Here is a 19,968-nt window from a genome sequence, read left to right as displayed (position 1 = left end):
CTTATCCAATAGACGAATAGGGAAAAAATAGCGTTTGGCCTGCTATCTGAGTAGTGATTAAACGCTGGCGATAGAGTTTTTCTAAGGCGGGTAGTTGCAGCATAGTATTTTTTTCACCCCAGCAGGCTTGGCCGTCTGGGTAAAGCAGTAAAATATGGCTACAAAACCTAGCAGCAAGGTTAAGGTCATGCAAGGCCATCACCGCACTTTTTCCCGCTTGCACTTGTTGGTGAAGAATTTCTAACACTGCCATTTGGTGATGTAGGTCTAAATGGTTGGTGGGTTCATCTAATAGCAACAAATCGGGGTTTTGGGTAAGCAAGACAGCCAAGGCTAAACGCTGCCTTTCACCACCAGACAAGGTTTGAATGCTGCGGCTTTCTAACTCAGTTAATTCCATTTGCGCTAAGGCGTGTTGGGCTAATTCTAAGTCGGCTTGGCTTTCTGTTTGCCAGCTGCGTAAATAAGGATGCCGCCCCATTAAAGCCGTGGCTAATACGGTGGCAGGAAAATCATCTTGTTGCTGCTGAAAAACTAAACCTAGTTTTTGTGCCCGTTGCGGCATTGTATAGCCAGTAATGGCTTGATTGGCTAATAAAACACGGCCACTGCGGGGGGCTTTTAAACCGGCTAAAGTGAGTAATAAAGTGGTTTTTCCTGCACCATTGGGGCCTAAAACGCCCCAGCTTTGCCCTGCTTCTATCTGCCAGTTTAAAGCATCCAGTTTAGGGCGGTTGGGAATGTGCATCACTAAGTTTTCAGTTTGCATCATTAGCGATTGCTCCGATAAAGCAGCAACAAAAATACCGGCACACCTAACATGGCAGTAATTACGCCAACAGGGAGTTGCTGGGGCGCTATAACAATGCGTGCCAAAGTATCGGCTAGCACCAGCAGGCTACCACCAGCTAAAGCACTGGCAGGCAATAAAATACGCTGGTCGTAACCAAACACCATGCGCATTAAATGCGGCACAATTAAGCCCACAAAACCGATACTGCCCGCCACTGTCACCGCAATAGCGGTTAACAAAGCCGCCAAACCAAAAATCATTAATTCTACTTTTTTAACTGACACACCCAAGGCCGCCGCTTGCAACGCACCTCTGGCCAGCACATTTAAGGTTCGCCCTAAAGGAATCAGCAGCACTAAGACTGCCAATAAAACCAACCAAGGAATCACTGGACTAGGCGCATGAGATAAATCACCCATGAGCCAATAAAGCATGCCTGGCAGTTGATGGGCTTGGCTGGTTGCCAATAAAAAGCTAATTAAAGCACCCCAGCCAGAAGCCACCACCACACCAGTTAACAACAAACGGGTTGCAGAACTTTGCCCGCTGCCATAAGCCAAACCAAAGACTAAAAAAGTAGAGAATAAAGCACCGCCAAAAGCGGCACTTGAAACCCAAAATACCCCTAAGCCAGCCAGCATAGCTAATAAAGCCGCAACTGCTGCACCGCCGGACAAACCCAGCACATAGGGGTCGGCCAAAGGATTTCGCAACAATACCTGCATTAACGCCCCAGCCGTTGCTAATAAACCACCCGTAGCAAAAGCGGCTAAAACTCTAGGTAAGCGTAGGTCTAAAATAAGCGTGTTGTGCAAAGGCGAACCTTGCCCAGTTAATACCGAGTAAATGGCGTTAATTGGTAGATTAACACTGCCCAAAAGCACACCTAATAAAATAACCAAGAGCGCAAAAGCCATTAAACCCAATAGGTGAGGAAGGCGGTAAAGCTGCATTAGTTAGCCCGTGCCTTTTGCAGTTTTTCGCACATAATTTTTGTACCTTGTAAAAAACGCGGTGTCGGGCGTTGTACTAGGGAAGGAGGGATAAAATATAACTTATTTTCTTGAACGGCTTGTAAGGATGGGTATTTTTTCCAGTTTTCTAACCAAGCCGGTGTGTCTTCGCCCATACCACCGCCCATAATGACTTCAGGGTTTTTAGTTAAAACTACTTCACGGCTAATTACCGGCACTAGCTGGTTTAAGTCCGAAAAAATATTAACACCACCGCACAGGCTAAGCCCTTCGCTAATTAAATGCTCGCCATTTAAAGTCATTAAGGGTTGTTCCCATACTTGATAAAACACCCTAACCGGACGCTGCTGGGCATATTCAGCTTTAAGCTGTTCCGCACCTTGTTCAAAAGCTAAAGCGGCTGCTTCTGCTTGGGCTTCTTTGCCAGTTAAACGACCTAATTGGCGTAGTTCATGACTAACAGCTGCAAAGCTGCGAGGTTCAGTAAAATAAACAGGAATCGACAAGCTGGCCAAACGCTCAATTTGTGGCAAGGGGTTACCACTGTGCCAAGCAATAATTAAATCTGGCTGCAAAGCCACAATGCCTTCAACATCTAACTGATCATAACCGCCCACTAGCGGTAGATTTTTAGCTGCTTCTGGGTAGTCGCTGTATTCCACTGCGCCCACAATTAAATTGCCAGCGCCTATTGCAAAGAGGTTTTCAGTTAGGTGTGGCGAAAGGCTAATGATGCGCTGGGCAGGCTGAGTTAACTGCAAAACCTGCCCTGTATCGTCAGTGATTGTTAGTGCAGCTGCTTTTAAAGGTGTGGCTAAAACAGCCGCTGTAAAGGCAAATGATAAAACCCAAAACTGCAACAACACCCAAAACCTTGTTAGATGCATAAAAAAAGCCTTAATAGAGTTGGCGCATTGGAAAAACGCGCATTATACGTGTATTCTTTGCGACCTTCGAGGTACTTGGGAAGTCAGTGCACTAAAGCTTGGTAAAGCCTAGTAAGTCTGACGCTGCCCCCGCAACGGTAATTCATGTGTTGCTTCAGCAAGAAGCAAAACACCTTCATATAAGTCACTGTGCTAACGCATGGGAAGGCAGAAGGGGTTGTCTAATCAGGAAAGTGCATTAGACCACAGTTAAGCCCGGAGACCGGCCTAGAAGAAAACCCTAAAAATTATTACTTAGTAGCTACTGAGTAGCATTACTAAGCCCTTTGCATGCGGGTGGCGTGCAGGACTCGAAAAACTATGAAAAAACTCACTTCTTCTAAGTGGCTAAGCACAGCCGCGCTTGGATTATTTGTACTTAGCCCAATTAGCCAAGCAATGGCAGAGACAAAAGCTAACAGCCTAGAGCCAGTGGTAGTCACAGCTAACCGTATTGAACTGTTAGATACCCAAGCACCCTACGCAACAGAAATTTATACTTGGGATCAAATACAGAAAACAGGCTCAACCAATATCTATGATTTTCTAGGTCGCCATACTTCTATGATGGTTACGCCTGGTTCTGGTAATCCTTTTGCTCAAAAAATTGATATGCGTGGCTTTGGTGTAGGTGATGGCTATCAAAATATTATTGTGACGATTGATGGTCGTCGTATGAATAACATTGATATGCAACCACAACTTCTAAGTAGCATTCCGCTAATTAATATTGAGCGCATTGAGATTGTTAAAGGTAGTGGTTCAGTGGCGCAAGGTGATGGTGCAACTGCTGGTACTTTAAATATAGTTACCCGTAAACGCAGTGGAGGTAGCGCATCAGTATTTGCTGGTAGTCAAGGAAAGCTAGCGAGCAGCGTTAACCTAGGTGTAGTTAAAGATAAGTATGCTCTTAATTTAAGTGCCGATAACGCTAGCTATGATGGTTTTCGTGATGCTAATTCTAAAGGCCAAAAAGATGCTAGTACGGCTAATAACCTAAAAGTAGACTTGCAGGTGTTTCCAGCAGAAATACTTGAAGTAAGAGCTGGAGCTGCTGTGACCAGAATTGATACGGCTTATGGTAGCCCTATGACACAAACAGAGTTTAAAGCTAAGCCAGAACAAATGACCTATCCATCTTGGGGTGATGAAGACAATGCTTTCACCTTGCAGCGTTTAGAGTCAGATGTGTTGTCTTTAGGTGCTAGTGTTAATTTAACCAGCAGTTTAGTGCTAGTAGTAGACCATTCAAGAGAAGATAAAATGTCTCAGTATAAAGGGTCAAAAGGTGCAGATTATGAGTATAACTCCACCGATTTATCATTAAAATACACAGATAATGGTTTTAGTTTAATTGCTGGTGCCCAAGCTTTTGATGGTGAGCGTGATGCCTTTGGTAGTGAAACCACCAAAGATAACTTAGGTGCTTTTTTACAAAGCCAATATAAATTTGGCTCTAGTCTTGTTAGTGCGGGTGTGCGCCATGAAAAAGTGACCTATGAATACAAGCCCACCACAGGAACTCAATTAAAAGATGATCATAAGCTAACCGCTTGGGATGTGGGTTTTAATCAGCAGTTTAACGAAACTATTAGTGGTTTTATCAACTTAAACCAAGCCTTTCAAGCACCAGATATAGATAGGTTTTTTGAGTTTGGCGGTGGTTTTAACAACTTTGTTGAACCAGCAGAAACTAAAACACTGAATCTTGGTGTCAATCATGTGCAAGATAACAACAAGCTAAAAGCAGCAGTTTTCTACACTAAGCTAGAAAATGAAATTTATTACTATGGTGTACCTTGGCCATCAACTAGCTATAACACTAATATTGATAAGTCCTACAAGTACGGTATTGAAGTTCAAGACCAGTTTAAAATTACGGATCAGTTAAGTGGTTCTGTTAACTACACTTGGTTAAAGGCTATAATTGATAAAGAAAATGAAGCTGCTGGTGCTTATAACGGTAAAGACCTACCAGGTGTTTCAGAACACAACATTTCTTTAAGCCTAGACTATGCGATTACTGACAAGTCTACTGTGATGTTAACGCAAGTTTGGCGTAGCAAGGCTTATGCTGCAGAAGACTTTGCTAATAATTTCAGTCAGAAGCAAAAAGCTTATAACCTAACCAACCTAGGTTATAGTCATAAGCTAGAGCAAGTTACTTTGTTTGCTCAAGTAGACAATGTTTTTGACAAAGCTAATGGTATCTGGGTTAAAGATGATGCTATCTACCCAGTTAATTTCACTCGTACTTGGCAGTTAGGTGCGCGTTTAGACTTCTAAGCTTAAATAAATAAGCCCTTAATTACTCAGTAGTTAAGGGCTTTTTAACAGAGGTGAGTATGACCGATTCAAACAAACCCGAGCGCCATAAAAAGCGTATGGAACGCCACAAGGAAGTAGTCGATAGTAAAATTGCTCAAGCCACCACAGAACGCGGTGTAGTAGTGGTGCATACTGGCAATGGTAAAGGTAAAAGCACCGCTGGCTTTGGTATGGCGGCTCGTGCGTTGGGCCACGGTATGCAAGTAGGTATAGTGCAATTTATTAAAGGCAGCTTTAGTACCGGTGAAGAAGCGTTTTTTCGCCGTTTCCCCGAAGTTAGCTACCATGTGATGGGGCAGGGCTACACCTGGGATACGCAAGATTTAGAGCAAGATATAGCCACTGCTGCCAAAGGCTGGGCGCAGGCTAAGGCTTTTTTAGAAGACGAGAAAGTTGATTTGGTGGTTTTAGACGAGCTAAATATCGCCTTAAAATACAACTATATAGCTATGCAAGACGTATTAGATGCGCTTGCCAACCGCCCAGCCATGCAGCATGTGGTGATTACTGGCCGTGGCGCAAGAGAAGAGCTTATTGCCGCCGCTGATACCGTTTCAGAGCATAAAGAAATTAAACACGCCTTCCACGCTGGGGTAATAGCGCAGAAGGGAGTGGAGTTGTAGTTAATTAAGAAAACATCAGGCGTTGAACCGAAGCACTGATAAAATTAAGGCGTTACTTTTGACTTAAAGATTTTTTATTAAAGGTTCGTTCTACTTCTTAAATTCCAGCCAAAAAAAAGCTCAACCATTGCGTTGAGCTTGACTGTAAGTGTTTGGTGTTACTAAATAGTTTCTTGGTAGGACTACCCGGACTCGAACCGGGGACCTCTACCATGTCAAGGTAGCGCTCTAACCAACTGAGCTATAGTCCTAAAGAAGCGCCATTATAGACAAATATTACGTAAATGCAAGAAATCTTCCAAAAAATTTTAGAGTCTTGGGTAAGGTTCAATTTCAATGTTAAACTGGCTTATATTTACAGCAGTCGCTTTTAAAGGAAAGGTCACATGAGTAATTCTGAAGCTAAAAAAAACGTTGATCTAGGTGAAATTGCTAAGTTTGAAGCCTTGGCCTCACGCTGGTGGGATCCTGAAAGTGAATTTAAGCCGCTACATGAAATTAATCCGTTGCGCGCCAACTGGATAGATAAACACGCTGCGGTTGCTGGTAAACGTGTAGCCGACATTGGCTGTGGTGGTGGTTTGTTATCGGAAGCCCTTGCCCAACGTGGTGCAAAAGTTACAGGTATTGATATGGGCGAAGCCCCGTTAACCGTGGCGCGTTTACATCAATTAGAATCCGGTTTAACCATTGATTACCGCAAAATGACAGCTGAACAGTTAGCCGAAGAAGCCCCCAATAGCTTTGATGTGGTTACTTGTTTAGAAATGCTTGAACACGTACCCGACCCAGCAGCCGTTATTAAAGCCTGTGCAGTTTTAGTAAAACCCGGTGGTCAAGTATTCTTCTCTACCCTTAATCGCAATCCTAAATCGTATTTATTTGCGATTATTGGTGCGGAATACCTAATGCGGATGCTGCCCCGTGGCACGCATGAATACAGTAAATTTATTAAGCCGTCGGAATTAGGTCAGTGGGTGCGTGAAGCAGATTTAGACCTAGCAGAACTAATGGGCATGACTTATAACCCGCTAACGAAACACTACAAGTTAACACCCCATGATGTGCAGGTTAATTACCTAGTGCGTTGTACTAAGTCCGAATAAAAGTAGCTCTGAATAATATAAGTGAGTTTATTTTGTTAAAGAAAACTATTGCCTCTGCTACGGTTATCCTTGCGATTAATGTTACTGGCTGTAGTGTTATGAATAATAAGGTCGTACCTGTAGATGCACCAATTGAAGAAAGCCGCCTTGAATTATTACTTGGTGAATGGCAAATAGAAGACATTAACGGTGAAGGCATTATCGATAGCTCTCACCTAACCATTACGTTTGATGATAAAGGTCAGGTGTATGGTAGTGCGACCTGTAATCGCTATAGCAGCAGCTATGAACTGACCGCTGAAGGTTTAAGTTTTGGACACAGCCTAGCCACTAAAATGGCCTGCCCAGAAGCCTTGATGAACCAAGAACAGAAATTTTTAGAAACATTCAATGAAATCAGCCAGTTTGATATTAACGAAAACGGTGCTTTAATTCTTAAAAGCCATAATGGCAAAACACTTAGAGGTTATTTGCTTGGACAGTGATACTCAACAGCCGTCCGCAGTGCGGGCGGTGCTTTTTGATCTTGATGGAACCTTAGTCGATTCAGCACCCGATTTAGCGGCAGCTTTAAACCGCTTATTAGTCGAAGAAGGCAAAGCAGAACTGCCTTATGCTGTTATTCGCGATCAGGTCTCTAACGGTGGCAATGCATTAGTCGAGCTAGGTTTTGGTGTGAAATTGGGCGAACCGAATCAGCCAGAGCTGCGCCAGCGTTTACTCAACCTCTATCAAGAAAATGTTGCTGAACACAGCAGTATCTTTACTGGTTTAGAAGAGCTTCTAAAAGAGTTCGATCGCCAGCCTGTACCTTGGGGCATAGTGACTAACAAGCCGCGTATTTATACCGATTTACTACTGCGTGAATTACGCATCAACGCTGCTGCAGTGGTTTGCCCAGAGGACTTAGGTGTTAGCAAACCAGACCCAGCACCACTTTTATTAGCGGCTAGGCAGTTGGCAACACCACCCGAGCAATGCCTTTATGTAGGCGACCATGTGCGTGATATAGAAGCAGGTCGCCGAGCTGGTATGCAAACGCTAGTAGCAGGCTTTGGTTACATAGGCATTCACGAGCAGCCTAATAGTTGGGGCGCAGACTTTATTGCCAATACTGTGCCCGAACTCAATGCTTGGATTAGGCAAAGAATCGCATAATCAAGGGTATTAAAAAGGCACTCAGCAACCCTGTTACGCCCATTGCTAAACCGGCAAAAGCGCCAGCAAGGTTGCTGAGACTAAAGCACTGCGCCGTACCAAACCCATGCGCCGCCAAACCCATCGCAAAGCCTTGCACAGCATGGTCTTTTATTTTTAATAGCTTAAAGATTGGCGGACCCAACAAGCAACCTATAGCACCAGTAATTAATACGATGCCAGCAGCTAAGGCTGGAAAACCACCAATTTGTTCAGCAATACCCATGGCGATAGGTGTTGTTACTGATTTTGGCACCAGCGATAACATAGTGTCTTCACGCCCACCCAACAGCCGCACCAGCACTACAGTCGAAACCACCGCAGTAACAATGCCAGCCACACAAGCCAAAATTAATGGGAAAAATTCACGCTTAATTCTTTCACGGTGATCAAACAAAGGTACCGCCAAAGATACAATCGCCGGCCCCATTAAAAAGTGGATAAACTGCGCCCCTTCAAAATAGGTAGCGTAAGGTGTATCAGTAATTAATAAAAAACCAACTAAGAGTGCTATGGCAACCAGTACCGGATGCAGCAAGGGTGAGCCACCGGCACGGCGATTAACCCACTGAGCCAAAAAAAACGCCAACAAAGTTAAAAGTAGGTGTAACAAAGGGCTAGCCGCCATATACACCCAAAGCTCAAAAATTACTTCAGGCATCATTTTCTATCCCCCACAGTTTCTTTAAACCCTGTAACACCAATACCGTTACTAGCAAAGTTAAAGCAGTACTCACCACCAAAGTAATGCTAATCACCCAAATGTCTTGCTTTAACAACAAACCATGATTAATTAGCCCTACCCCAGCCGGTACAAACAAAAGCGGCAGGTAGCGCAACAAACTTTCTGAGGCAATACGCACGCCGCCCGGTACTCTTTTTAGTAGCAAAACAGCAAAAAGTAACAGCGCCATACCCAAAACTGGGCCAGGTACAGGAATGCCAGATAGACGAGTGATTAATTCCCCTATTAGCTGAAATAATAAAAGCACTGCAAAACCTTCTAACATTCCACCTTCCTTATTTAGTTAAAACCACTTAGTTAAAACCACTTAGTTAAAAACTACCGTTTTATTACCGTAGACCAATACTCTGTCTTGCAAATGCCAAGCTAAACCACGCGCCAGTACGCTTTTTTCAACATCACGCCCTAAGCGCACCATATCTTGTGCTGTTTGGCGATGGTTCACCCTAACCGTATCTTGGTCAATAATTGGCCCTGCATCTAGCTCTTCGGTGACATAATGGCAGGTAGCACCAATTAACTTCACACCCCGTTCATAGGCTTGGTGATAAGGTTTAGCACCAGCAAAGGAAGGTAAAAAGCTATGGTGAATATTGATAATTTGATGCTGGTACTTCTGGCATAAAGCCGGTGGAATAATTTGCATATAGCGAGCCAACACCACGCAATCGGCTTTTGCTTCATCAATTAAGCGTTCAACTTCAGCATAGGCTTCTGCTTTTTTTTCTTTGTTAACCGGCACATACACAAAAGGAATACCATGCCATTCAACCAAGTCGCGTAAATCATTATGGTTAGAAATAACCAAAGGAATATCGCAAGCTAATTCACCACTTTGCCAGCGATGCAGTAAATCCACCATGCAATGGGAGTCTTTAGAACACATTAGCACCACACGTTTTTTAATCTCAGAGTCGCTAATATCCCAATCCATGTCGTATTCACGGGCAATAGGGCTAAAAGCAGTACGAAATTCATCTAAACCAAAAGGTAAGGTGGCAGCGCGTATTTCGTGGCGCATAAAAAAGCGATTAACATCTAAATCTGAGTGGTGATTAGCTTCAGTGATCCAACCGCCATACATAGCTAAAAAGTTACTCACCTTGGCAACAATGCCCACTTTATCTGGGCAGGAAATGGTCAGGGTATAGGTACGTTCCATGGATTACTTAACTACCTTATTTATCATCAAATTTAATAAAAAAATCATTCTAGGCTTAGATATTGATTAGCGCCAATGCAGCAGCAAGAATAATCACAGGCCAAGCCATTAAAGTGACCCAACCACCGTAAACAATCATATCGCGCCAACTTGCCAAGTTAAAGGTGTGCAATAACAATAACGCCAACAATGCGACAGCAGTATCATAACTTTTGCTTATACTTAAAGCTTTACCTAATGGCGCACCAAAAATCCATCAGCGGCAACATAACCATCATTAAAGGAATGCCTCTCATTAACCACTGTTCAAAGCTTAAACCAACGTGCTGCATGGCCTAATTCACCACCCGCTTGCTGCATCACCCACGTAGCCATTCAGCGATCAAGCTTTTGTTGCCTTAAACCGGCGGCCAATAAACAATGGATTAACCGCTAGATTATTTCTATTTTTATTGTGGGCCACATCTATTTATATGCTGCCTGTCTAATGTTGGGTTGTTTTGCATTATAAAGCTTGTTTATGGCTTATTCCACTATAGATGGATTGATTGTCGCAGGGTGAAGCCTATAATCGCGCAAGGATAAACTTGATGGGATAAATTGTAAAAATGACAGCTAAGAAAGTGGATGTGCTGCTAGTCGGCGCCGGAGCCATGAGCTCAACCCTCGGAACTCTCTTGAAGCAATTAGATCCATCACTCACCATTGCGATGGTTGAGCGCCTCGATCAGGTTGCTCAAGAAAGTACCGATGCCCTAAACAATGCCGGAACAGGTCATGCTGCCTATTGTGAACTTAACTACACGCCGTTAAAAGCAGACGGTAATATCGACACCACCAAAGCATTTAGTATTAACTCGGCCTTTGAGCTTAGCTTACAGTTGTGGTCATTTTTGGTTGAAGAAGGCGCTTTACCTAATCCTTGTCGCTTTATTAATACTGCACCGCACTCCAGTTTTGTTTGGGGTGAAGAAAATGTGAACTTTTTGCGTAAGCGTTACGAAACGTTAAAACAGCACCATTTGTTTACTGCTATTGAATACAGCGAAGATCCAGAAGTTATCAAGCAGTGGATGCCGTTAATTATGCAGGGTCGTGCCGCTGACGAGAAAATTGCTGCAACACGAGTTGCCTATGGTTCAGACGTTAATTTTGGCGAGCTGACGCGTTCTTTGGTTAAAAACCTGCAACAACAAGAAGGCTTTGAACTTTTGCTTAATACCAAGGTAAAAGGCCTTTCTCAGCAGCAGGATAAAACGTGGCAAGTTAGCGTTAAAAACACTAAAACTGGCGATGCTTCTACGATTAACGCTCGCTTTGTATTTGTGGGTGCAGGGGGCGCTGCGTTAACGCTGCTACAAAAGTCAGGTATTCCTGAAGGTCATGGTTATGCTGGCTTCCCTGTCAGTGGTCAGTGGTTAATTTGTAACAAGCCAAGCATTGTCGATCAGCATTACGCTAAAGTGTATGGTAAAGCACCGATTGGTGCGCCACCTATGTCGGTTCCGCACTTAGATACGCGTATTATTGACGGCAAGAAAACTTTACTATTCGGCCCTTATGCAGGTTTTACAACTAAGTTTTTAAAAACGGGTTCTATTACCGATCTACCTTTTTCCATTCGCCCCAATAACATTATTCCGTTAATGGCGGTGGGCATGAAAAATATGGATTTAACCCGCTACTTAATTGGTGAGTCTAGGCAGTCGCATTCCGCAAGGGTTGATTCATTACGCAAATACTTCCCTGATGCAAAAGATGAAGATTGGGATTTATCAATTGCGGGTCAGCGTGTGCAGATCATCAAAAAAGATGCACAAGGCAAAGGCAAACTAGAGTTTGGTACCGAGGTTATTGTCTCAGCCGATAAAAGCTTTGCAGCGCTTTTAGGTGCATCGCCAGGTGCTTCAACTGCAGTGCAAGCCATGTTAGAAGTGGTGGAGCGTAGTTTTCCACAGTTAATCGAAGGTGAAGGTAAAGCACGTATGTTGCGTATGATTCCTTCGTATAAACAGTCTTTGGTTGATAATGCTGAGCTACTAAAAACTGTTAGGGAGCGTACTTTACGCGTCTTACTGCTAGGTAGTGATATGTGCATTGCAGAACACCCTACTGCAAAAAGCTAATAAGGTAATAAAAAAATCTCCACCCAATGGTTATTGATTGGAGATTTTTATCAAAGCTAAAGGCTTAACTCAGGTTTTAAACAGCGCCTTGTTGAATCATAGCATCAGCTACTTTACGAAAGCCTGCAATGTTAGAGCCTAAAACTAGGTTGGTTGGCTCATTAAACTCTTTGGCTGCTGCTGAGCTGCGTTCAAAAATACCTTGCATAATGCCTTGTAAGCGGCGATCAACTTCTTCAAAGTCCCAATAAGTCATACTTGCATTTTGTGCCATTTCTAGTTGACTGGTTGCAACACCACCCGCGTTGGCTGCTTTGCCTGGACCATAAGCAATTTTAGCGTCAATAAATAAATCAACCGCTTTAGTTGTTGAAGGCATATTCGCACCTTCGCTAACACAAACCACGCCATTCGCTAATAAAGCTTTGGCATCGGCTTCAGTTAGCTCATTTTGAGTTGCTGAAGGGAAGGCTGCTTCGGCTTTAAAGCGCCAAACGGCATGGCCATCTTTTGGATAATCAGCAACAGGAATGTATTGCGCTTTAGGGTGGGTATTTAAGTAGTCAGCTAAAGATACGCCACGCACTTCTTTTAAGTCTTTTAGTAGTGGTAAATCAATGCCTGCTGAATGGTAAATAGTGCCTTGTGAATCTGAACAACTTACCGGCAATGCGCCTACTTGATAAAGTTTTTCAATGGTGTAAATCGCTACGTTACCTGCACCAGACACTAAGCAAGTTTTACCGCTTAGGCTATTTTCAACACTGTTAAGCATATTTTCTGCAAAATACACCGCGCCATACCCCGTTGCTTCGGTGCGTACTAATGAGCCGCCCCAGTTTAGACCTTTGCCCGTAAGTACACCTTCATAGCTGCCTGTTAAACGTTTGTATTGGCCGTACATATAACCAATTTCACGCCCACCGACACCAATATCACCGGCTGGTACGTCGGTTGTTGCGCCAATGTGACGGTAAAGTTCAGACATGAATGCTTGGCAAAAACGCATGATTTCAGCGTTAGAGCGGCCTTTAGGGTTGAAGTCTGAACCACCTTTACCACCACCAATTGATAATCCTGTTAAAGCATTTTTAAAAATTTGCTCAAAACCTAGGAACTTAATAATACTGGCGTTAACGCTAGGGTGAAAACGTAAGCCACCTTTATAAGGGCCAAGCGCGGAATTGAATTGAATGCGAAAGCCTTTGTTAACCTGTACTTTACCTTGGTCATCTAGCCAGGTTACACGAAACATAATTTGGCGCTCAGGCTCAATAATACGCTCAATAATATTAGCGTCTAAATAGCGTTTATCAGACTCTAAAAGTGGTCGTATCGATTCCAAAACTTCTTCAGCAGCTTGATAAAATTCAGTTTGGCTAGGGCTGCTTTTTTGCAGACGGTTTAAGGTCTCTTGTACGTGAGGCATGATAATTCCTTGATAGTAAGAATTTGAGTGAGAGAGTGCTTGAATGCTTAGCAGACTTAGGAGAGTCGTTTGTTTCAAGTTGTTTTTTTTAACGATTGCTGCTTTAAGGCGGAGCAATATAACGTATTTTATGTTTATGCGTCCAGAGTATGCATTATGCCAATTCGGTATGGGGCTGACCAATAAAACCCCAAGTAACGGTTAATTACTTGGGATGAAAAGCAATGATTTTAGTTAATTATGGATTTAAGTGTTTGAATTAATAGTTTATTTTGCGTTTCAGTACCCAACGTAATGCGTAAAAACTCAGTAATGCGTGGTTGGCTAAAATGCCGCACCAACAACGCTTTTTCACGCAACTGCTGCGCTAGCCAAGCACCTTCGTATTTTGAATGACGTGCAAAAATAAAGTTGGCACTAGACGGCAAAACGTCAAAACCCAACTCGGTTAGTTGTTGCGTTAAGTTTTCGCGTGAAGCAATGATCTTGTTGCAGGTTGCTTTAAAATAGTCTTGATCCTTTACCGCAGCGATAGCGCCGGCCAAGGCTAAGCGATCTAAGGGGTAAGAGTTAAAGCTATCTTTGACACGCGTTAAGGCTTCGATTAATGCAGGCTGCCCCACGGCAAACCCCACCCTTAAACCTGCCAACGCCCAAGATTTAGAGAATGTTTGAGTAACTAACACGTTAGGATAATCTTTAACCAAAGTAACGGCTGATTCTGTACCAAAGTCGACATAGGCTTCGTCAACTAACACCACTGAATCTGGGTTGTTGTCTAATAGTTGACGAATTTCACTCAGCGGTAAAGCAATGCCAGTCGGTGCATTAGGGTTAGGAAAAATAATACCACCGTTAGGGCGTTGATAATCGCTTAAACGAATATTGAATTGTTCGTCTAATGGAATTTTTTCAAATTCAACTTGGTACATTTGACAATAAACAGGGTAAAAACTGTAGCTAATGTCTGGAAAAAGTAGCGGTTTTTGTTGTTTCAGTAATGCTTGAAAAGCAATCGCCAGCACTTCATCAGACCCGTTACCTACAAAAATATGGTCGGTGGGTAAATTAATATAATTAGCTAATGCTTGTTTTAAATCGTGTGCTTGCGGATCTGGATAGAGTCTTAGGGTATCATCAGCGGCTTGGCGGATTGCCTCAAATACTTTAGGCGAAGGGCCATAAGGATTTTCATTAGTATTTAGCTTAATTAAGTTAGGGATTTTCGGTTGTTCACCAGGCACGTAAGGCGTTAACTGGTGAACAAGGGGGCTCCAAAAGCGGCTCATAGCAAACCTTTTAAAGTAGGTGAGTCAAATTAACAAAGAGAGAAGATTAAACCCTATGTCGGTAAAAACTCAACGGCTGGACAAATTTTTAACTGCAACCACGGATCTTACACGGAGTCTGGCTAAAAAGGCGCTGCATCGTAGTGAAGTGACTGTTAATGGTGAAATAGTTAAAAATTCTGCGCTACAAATACAAGCCAGTGACAAGGTGTGTTGGTTAGATGAACCTTTAACGTTAGTGGGTTTGCGCTATTTAATGCTTAATAAACCGCTAGGTTATGAGTGCAGCAGCAAAAGTAGCCATCACCCTTTAGTCACCGATTTATTAGGTGACTTGGTGAATAAGGATCAGGTTCAGTCTGTAGGCCGTTTAGATGTGAATACTTCGGGTTTACTGTTGCTAACCGATGATGGTCAGTGGCTGCACCGCATTACTTCACCCAAATACCGCAAAGCAAAAGTATACCGTGCAACTTTAGCATCGGCTTTGATTGCTGATGCAGAAGAACGCGTCATTGAAGGTTTGCAGTTGGATGGTGACGCGCTGCCAACGTTACCTGCTAAACTAGAGCGTCTTGGCCCATTATCAGCCCATTTGACTTTAAATGAAGGGCGTTACCATCAAGTTAGGCGTATGTTTGCTGCCCTAGGTAATCACGTTGAAGCCTTGCACCGTGAAGCGATTGGCCGTTTATGGTTGGACGAAGACGCTTTAGCGCCGGGGCAATGGCGTGAATTGACTGAAGCAGAAATGGCTTTAGTGGCAGCTCAATAAATTGTATAAAACGACCCTTGATGCGCTAAAGTCTAGCCTTCTTGCAAAGCTATGCTAGAATGCGCGCCGATAATAACCCGCTAAATACAGGACTAGATGACTTATGGCTTCTAACCTCGCCTTTATATTTCCCGGTCAGGGATCGCAGCAATTAGGGATGCTTTCTGAGTTAGCCGAGCGCTACGCTGTTGTCCGCGCTACTTTTGAAGAAGCATCAACCGCGCTGGGATACGACCTTTGGCATTTAGTACAAGAAGGGCCGGTTGAAGACTTAAACCGTACCGACATTACCCAACCCGCCATACTTGCTGCTAGCGTTGCTGTGTGGCGTGTTTGGAAAGAATTAGAAGGTGCGCGTCCTGCTTGGCTTGCAGGTCACAGCTTGGGTGAATACTCAGCTTTAGTGTGCAGCGGTGCGCTAGATTTTGCTGATGGTTTGCGCTTAGTGCGTACCCGTGGCGAATTTATGCAGCAAGCCGTGCCACCAGGTCAAGGCGCAATGGCAGCTATTTTGGGCTTAGAGGCTGATAAAATTGAAGCCGCTTGTGCCGCCGCTGCACAAGGCGAAATTGTTGCTGCGGTTAACTACAATGCCCCTGGTCAAATTGTGATTGCCGGTAACGTTGCAGCGGTTGAACGCGCTATTTTAGCCTGCCAAGAAGCGGGTGCGCGTAAAGCGATGCCACTGCCGGTTAGTGTGCCTTCACACTGTGAATTAATGCGCCCAGCCGCAGAAAAGCTTGCTGATGAATTAAACCTAATCCAGCTGAATAAGCCGCGTGTGCCTGTGGTGCAAAACGTCCATGCAGCACCCGAAACTGAAGTCACCGCGATTCGTGATAACTTGCTTGCACAGCTTTATCGCCCCGTACGCTGGATTGAAAGTATTGAGTTTATGACGCAGCAAGGTGTAGATTCTTACGTTGAATGCGGTCCAGGCAAAGTATTAGTCGGCTTAAACAAACGCATCGTAAAAACCGCTAAATCGTTGGCCGTGAATGATTCTGAATCTGTTCAAGTGGCTTTAGATGCATTGCGTGCTAAATAATCTTGCGTAAAGGTAAAGAGGACAAGTGATGAGTCAAGCAAATCTGGCAGGAAAAGTAGCCCTAGTTACTGGCGCTAGCCGTGGCATTGGTCGTGCTGTTGCCCTAGAGTTGGGTCGTTTAGGTGCGGTTGTAATTGGTACTGCGACCAGCGAAACGGGTGCTGCTAACATTACTGAAGGCTTAAAAATAGCTGGTGTAGCGGGTCAAGGTATGCTGCTTAATGTAACGGATGCAGCGTCTGTTGAAGCCGTTGTTAAAGCGATTACTCAAGCGTATGGTGTGCCGGTGATACTGGTTAATAATGCTGGCATTACTAAAGATAATCTAATGTTACGCATGAAAGATAATGAGTGGGATGAGGTTATCGACACCAATCTTAAATCGGTTTATCGCACCAGCAAAGCGTGCTTAAAAGGTATGACTAAAGCCCGTTGGGGGCGCATTATTAACATCAGCTCTGTTGTTGCTACTATGGGCAATATGGGTCAGGCTAACTACGCTGCGTCTAAGGCGGGTGTAGAAGGTTTTACACGTTCACTTGCACGTGAAGTGGGTTCGCGCAATATCACTGTCAATGCTGTGGCACCGGGTTTTATTGCCACTGACATGACCGATGTATTACCCGAAGCTCAAAAAGAAGTATTAGTGAAACAAATACCTTTAGCACGTTTAGGCCAGCCAGAAGAAATAGCCGCTGTGGTTGGCTTTTTAGCTAGCGAACCGGCTGCTTACATTACGGGTGAAACTTTGCATGTTAATGGTGGCATGAATATGCGCTAAATTTCATCGAAGTAGACAACTTGTAACTTAACGTTTTTTTTAGTTGCAACCGTCTGCTTCGGTTTATAAACTGTTGTGCAATTTTAGACTAATAATTTATTAGAATCATCGCACAGTAAGCTTTTTAACTTGGAGTAATTAAATATCATGAGCACTATTGAAGAACGCGTTAAAAAAATTGTTGCTGAACAACTAGGCGTTAAAGAAGAAGAGATTCAAAATTCTTCATCTTTTGTTGAAGATCTAGGCGCTGATTCTTTGGATACCGTTGAGCTAGTTATGGCGCTTGAAGAAGAGTTTGAGACTGAAATTCCAGACGAAGATGCTGAAAAAATTACCACTGTTCAAGAAGCTATGAACTACGTTATGGCTAATCAGTAAGCTTTCTTAGACACCCGTCTGATACAAGTATTTAAGGTCAACTTTGCTACTTGTTAAAAACCGCTTCGCCTTTTTTGGTGCAGCGGTTTTTTATTTTTTGGGATATAATCCCCGCCAATTTTAAGCATTAACGAATTGCAGAGGAGAAGGGTATGTTGCACAGACGCGTTGTGGTGACAGGTATGGGGTTAGTGACTCCATTGGGCATTAACCTAGATGATACTTGGCAAGGTGTTTTAGCAGGTCGCAGCGGAGTTGCGTCGATTGAAGGCTTTGATACTTCGGCTTTTACCACTCGCTTTGGTGCTCAGGTAAAAGGCTTTGATGTTGAAGCTTTTATGCCTAAAAAAGATGCCCGTAAAATGGATTTATTCATTCAATATGGCATGGCTGCTGCGATTCAAGCCATTGCGGATTCAGGTTTGGAAACCACCGAAGAAAATGCGGATCGCATTGGTTGTGCCATTGGTTCGGGTATTGGTGGTTTACCTATGATTGAAAAAAACCATGAATTATTGCAAAAAGGTGGGCCGCGTAAAATTTCACCTTTCTTTGTACCCGGCTCCATTATTAACATGATCGCTGGCAACCTTGCGATACGTTTTGGGTTTCGTGGCCCAAACATTGCCATTACAACCGCCTGCACGTCAGGTACACACAATATTGGCTATTCAGCGCGTACTATCGCTTACGGTGATGCGGATGTCATGGTGTGTGGCGGTGCAGAAGCAGCCAGTACACCGTTAGGTTTGGGTGGCTTTGCCGCAGCGCGTGCGCTTTCAACCCGCAACGATGACCCTCAAGCAGCCAGTCGCCCTTGGGATAAAGACCGCGATGGTTTTGTGTTAGGTGATGGTGCAGGTGTGCTGGTTTTAGAAGAATACGAACACGCCAAAGCGCGTGGTGCCAATATTTATGCTGAAGTCACTGGTTTTGGCATGAGTGATGATGCTTACCACATGACCTTGCCGCCTGAAGATGGCCGTGGTGCTGCTGCTGCTATGCGTAATGCCATTCGTGACTCGGGTTTAAGTGTGGACGCAATTAGCTACATTAATGCCCACGGTACTTCTACGCCAGCCGGTGATCTAGCCGAAAGTCGTGCGGTTGAAACGGTGTTGGGCGTAGCCGCTAAAAAAGTTGCTGTGAGTTCAACTAAATCCATGATTGGTCATTTGTTAGGCGCTGCGGGTGCTGTTGAAGCGGTGTTTTGCATTCTAGCAATTCGTGACCAAGTTGCACCGCCTACTATTAACTTAGAAAACCCTCAAGAAGGTTGTAACCTAGATTATGTTCCCAAAGAAGCGCGGCAGATGAAAATTGAACATACCCTGTCGAATTCTTTTGGGTTTGGTGGTACTAACGGCAGCTTAATTTTTAGCAAAGTTTAATAGGATGACTGGCTTACCACCCCCGTTGCTTGATGGTCGTAACCCTGCTGCCAGTGACCTTGATTGGTTGCTGGCAAGTCGTGCTTTGGCCTTTGGTGAAGGTGTGTTTACTACGCTAAGAGTAACGGCGGGTCAGGCTGTATTTTTAGATGACCACTTGTTGCGCCTTCAATCAGGGCTGGCTGCTTTATTGTATTCTGCTAATACGGTGGATTGGTCTTTATTGGCAGCTGAAATTCAGCAATCCAGCGCTAAGCTGCAAGAAGGCATGATAAAAGTTATGCTCTTAGCTGGGCCAGGTGGTGTGGGTTATCGACGCGCCAAACAACAACCTTGGCACCGCTTTGTTCACCCACGCCGATTAAGCATTAATAACGAGCCTTATCAAGGCATCGCCTGCTGGTGGCAAGCTTGCCCAGGCAGTAACCCTGAATCAGCCAGCAAACATTTAAATCGGCTAAGCCAAATTTTAGCCAGTGAAGGTTGTCCAACCGATTTTATAGAAGCGCTACAATACAACGCTGCTGGGGAAGTCAATGAAGCTATCGCCCGCAACGTGTTTTGGTTTGCAAAAGGTTGCTGGCATACGCCTTCGTTACAAACGGGCGCTTTAGCTGGTGTGATGCGCCGTCAATTACTAAGCCATTTAACCACCAAACAAGTGGTGCAAGGGCAAGGTGGCTTGGAACAACTTAAACAGGCTGAAGAAGTATTTGTGTGTAATAGCTTGCAAGGTATTTGGCCGGTGACTAGCCTACAAGATGCCAGTGGCTGTTTAGCTAACTGGCCTGTTGGCATTCAAACACAACAACTCATGGCAGTTTTTCACCCTCAATTGGGACTGCCAATTAACTAACAGCCATTTAACTCACTGGCAACTTTAACTAATTGGCA

The 19,968-nt window shown here is 44.0% G+C and carries 20 protein-coding genes, 1 tRNA gene and 1 riboswitch; of the genes, 12 read left to right on the top strand and 9 right to left on the bottom strand.

Going from position 1 to position 19,968, the window contains the following annotated elements:
- Window position 1: 1 nt before the first annotated feature.
- From VJY63_RS04095 to VJY63_RS04085, 3 genes are read right to left on the bottom strand one after another with little or no spacing between them, the layout of a single operon-like run.
- Window positions 2-772, bottom strand: a complete 771-nt coding sequence (locus tag VJY63_RS04095) for an ABC transporter ATP-binding protein (protein WP_324048480.1) — start codon at window positions 770-772, stop codon at window positions 2-4.
- Entirely contained in the window at window positions 772-1,746 is a 975-nt protein-coding gene (locus tag VJY63_RS04090; protein ID WP_324048479.1) for an iron ABC transporter permease, read from the bottom strand. Before VJY63_RS04090 ends, VJY63_RS04095 begins: the two co-directional genes overlap by 1 nt.
- Window positions 1,746-2,654: a cobalamin-binding protein gene (locus tag VJY63_RS04085; RefSeq protein WP_324048478.1), complete on the bottom strand. Its 909-nt coding sequence runs from the start codon at window positions 2,652-2,654 to the stop codon at window positions 1,746-1,748. Before VJY63_RS04085 ends, VJY63_RS04090 begins: the two co-directional genes overlap by 1 nt.
- Window positions 2,655-2,694: 40 nt before the next feature.
- Window positions 2,695-2,939: riboswitch (cobalamin riboswitch) on the top strand.
- 75 nt (window positions 2,940-3,014) lie between these two features.
- Between VJY63_RS04085 and VJY63_RS04080 the strand changes: the two genes are divergently transcribed.
- Both VJY63_RS04080 and cobO read left to right on the top strand, forming a co-directional pair.
- Window positions 3,015-4,979 carry a TonB-dependent receptor gene (locus VJY63_RS04080; RefSeq protein WP_324048477.1) on the top strand — a complete coding sequence of 655 codons (1,965 nt, stop codon included), beginning with the start codon at window positions 3,015-3,017 and terminating at the stop codon, window positions 4,977-4,979.
- 59 nt (window positions 4,980-5,038) lie between these two features.
- A complete protein-coding gene (cobO, locus tag VJY63_RS04075) occupies window positions 5,039-5,644 on the top strand; it encodes a cob(I)yrinic acid a,c-diamide adenosyltransferase (RefSeq protein WP_324048476.1) in 606 nt (201 codons plus the stop codon).
- A 174-nt stretch (window positions 5,645-5,818) separates the two neighbouring features.
- On the opposite strand, the gene VJY63_RS04070 is transcribed toward cobO, so the two are convergent.
- A tRNA-Val gene (locus tag VJY63_RS04070) sits at window positions 5,819-5,895 on the bottom strand.
- Between the two features lie 135 nt (window positions 5,896-6,030).
- Here VJY63_RS04070 and ubiG point away from each other — a divergent pair.
- From ubiG to VJY63_RS04055, 3 genes are all read left to right on the top strand, one after another.
- Complete coding sequence (ubiG, locus tag VJY63_RS04065; RefSeq protein ID WP_324048475.1) at window positions 6,031-6,750, top strand: bifunctional 2-polyprenyl-6-hydroxyphenol methylase/3-demethylubiquinol 3-O-methyltransferase UbiG; 720 nt, start codon at window positions 6,031-6,033, stop codon at window positions 6,748-6,750.
- A 98-nt stretch (window positions 6,751-6,848) separates the two neighbouring features.
- The gene (locus VJY63_RS04060) at window positions 6,849-7,235 is read left to right on the top strand and encodes an META domain-containing protein (protein WP_324048474.1); all 387 of its coding nucleotides are present in this window, start codon (window positions 6,849-6,851) and stop codon (window positions 7,233-7,235) included.
- Window positions 7,225-7,908 (top strand): HAD-IA family hydrolase, encoded by a 684-nt coding sequence (locus VJY63_RS04055; protein ID WP_324048473.1) that lies wholly within the window; start codon window positions 7,225-7,227, stop codon window positions 7,906-7,908. The genes VJY63_RS04060 and VJY63_RS04055 overlap by 11 nt, the downstream gene beginning before the upstream one ends.
- Here the strand turns inward: VJY63_RS04055 and VJY63_RS04050 are convergent.
- Genes VJY63_RS04050 through purU form a run of 3 tightly spaced genes read right to left on the bottom strand, consistent with a single transcriptional unit; the run spans window position 7,889 to window position 9,854 of the window.
- Window positions 7,889-8,611, bottom strand: coding sequence for an LrgB family protein (locus VJY63_RS04050; protein ID WP_324048472.1), 723 nt, complete (start codon window positions 8,609-8,611; stop codon window positions 7,889-7,891). The two genes, VJY63_RS04055 and VJY63_RS04050, sit on opposite strands and share 20 nt — an antisense overlap.
- A complete protein-coding gene (locus tag VJY63_RS04045; protein WP_324048471.1) occupies window positions 8,601-8,957 on the bottom strand; it encodes a CidA/LrgA family protein in 357 nt (118 codons plus the stop codon). The genes VJY63_RS04050 and VJY63_RS04045 overlap by 11 nt, the downstream gene beginning before the upstream one ends.
- Window positions 8,958-8,999: 42 nt before the next feature.
- On the bottom strand, window positions 9,000-9,854 hold the full coding sequence (purU, locus tag VJY63_RS04040; protein ID WP_324048470.1) for a formyltetrahydrofolate deformylase: 855 nt from the start codon (window positions 9,852-9,854) through the stop codon (window positions 9,000-9,002).
- Window positions 9,855-10,462: 608 nt separating this feature from the next.
- Here purU and mqo point away from each other — a divergent pair.
- Window positions 10,463-11,980, top strand: a complete 1,518-nt coding sequence (gene mqo, locus VJY63_RS04035) for a malate dehydrogenase (quinone) (protein ID WP_324048469.1) — start codon at window positions 10,463-10,465, stop codon at window positions 11,978-11,980.
- Between the two features lie 76 nt (window positions 11,981-12,056).
- Here the strand turns inward: mqo and gdhA are convergent, their stop codons facing one another.
- Window positions 12,057-13,409, bottom strand: coding sequence for an NADP-specific glutamate dehydrogenase (gene gdhA, locus VJY63_RS04030; RefSeq protein ID WP_324048468.1), 1,353 nt, complete (start codon window positions 13,407-13,409; stop codon window positions 12,057-12,059).
- 230 nt (window positions 13,410-13,639) lie between these two features.
- Window positions 13,640-14,698 (bottom strand): histidinol-phosphate transaminase, encoded by a 1,059-nt coding sequence (gene hisC, locus VJY63_RS04025; protein WP_324048467.1) that lies wholly within the window; start codon window positions 14,696-14,698, stop codon window positions 13,640-13,642.
- Window positions 14,699-14,753: 55 nt separating this feature from the next.
- Between hisC and VJY63_RS04020 the strand changes: the two genes are divergently transcribed.
- The 6 genes from VJY63_RS04020 (at window position 14,754) to VJY63_RS03995 (ending at window position 19,930) form a co-directional block, all read left to right on the top strand.
- Window positions 14,754-15,473 carry a pseudouridine synthase gene (locus VJY63_RS04020; RefSeq protein WP_324048466.1) on the top strand — a complete coding sequence of 240 codons (720 nt, stop codon included), beginning with the start codon at window positions 14,754-14,756 and terminating at the stop codon, window positions 15,471-15,473.
- A 103-nt stretch (window positions 15,474-15,576) separates the two neighbouring features.
- The gene (fabD, locus tag VJY63_RS04015; protein WP_324048465.1) at window positions 15,577-16,521 is read left to right on the top strand and encodes an ACP S-malonyltransferase; all 945 of its coding nucleotides are present in this window, start codon (window positions 15,577-15,579) and stop codon (window positions 16,519-16,521) included.
- Between the two features lie 28 nt (window positions 16,522-16,549).
- Window positions 16,550-17,302 carry a 3-oxoacyl-ACP reductase FabG gene (fabG, locus tag VJY63_RS04010; protein ID WP_324048464.1) on the top strand — a complete coding sequence of 251 codons (753 nt, stop codon included), beginning with the start codon at window positions 16,550-16,552 and terminating at the stop codon, window positions 17,300-17,302.
- Window positions 17,303-17,449: 147 nt separating this feature from the next.
- On the top strand, window positions 17,450-17,683 hold the full coding sequence (gene acpP, locus VJY63_RS04005) for an acyl carrier protein (RefSeq protein ID WP_324048463.1): 234 nt from the start codon (window positions 17,450-17,452) through the stop codon (window positions 17,681-17,683).
- A 152-nt stretch (window positions 17,684-17,835) separates the two neighbouring features.
- Complete coding sequence (gene fabF, locus VJY63_RS04000) at window positions 17,836-19,074, top strand: beta-ketoacyl-ACP synthase II (RefSeq protein ID WP_324048462.1); 1,239 nt, start codon at window positions 17,836-17,838, stop codon at window positions 19,072-19,074.
- Window positions 19,075-19,078: 4 nt separating this feature from the next.
- On the top strand, window positions 19,079-19,930 hold the full coding sequence (locus tag VJY63_RS03995) for an aminotransferase class IV (RefSeq protein WP_324048461.1): 852 nt from the start codon (window positions 19,079-19,081) through the stop codon (window positions 19,928-19,930).
- Window positions 19,931-19,968 lie beyond the last annotated feature (38 nt).

This window comes from Marinospirillum sp. (assembly GCF_035271045.1).
GTDB lineage: Bacteria > Pseudomonadota > Gammaproteobacteria > Pseudomonadales > Halomonadaceae > Marinospirillum.
This window is presented reverse-complemented; position numbering and strand designations above follow the sequence as displayed.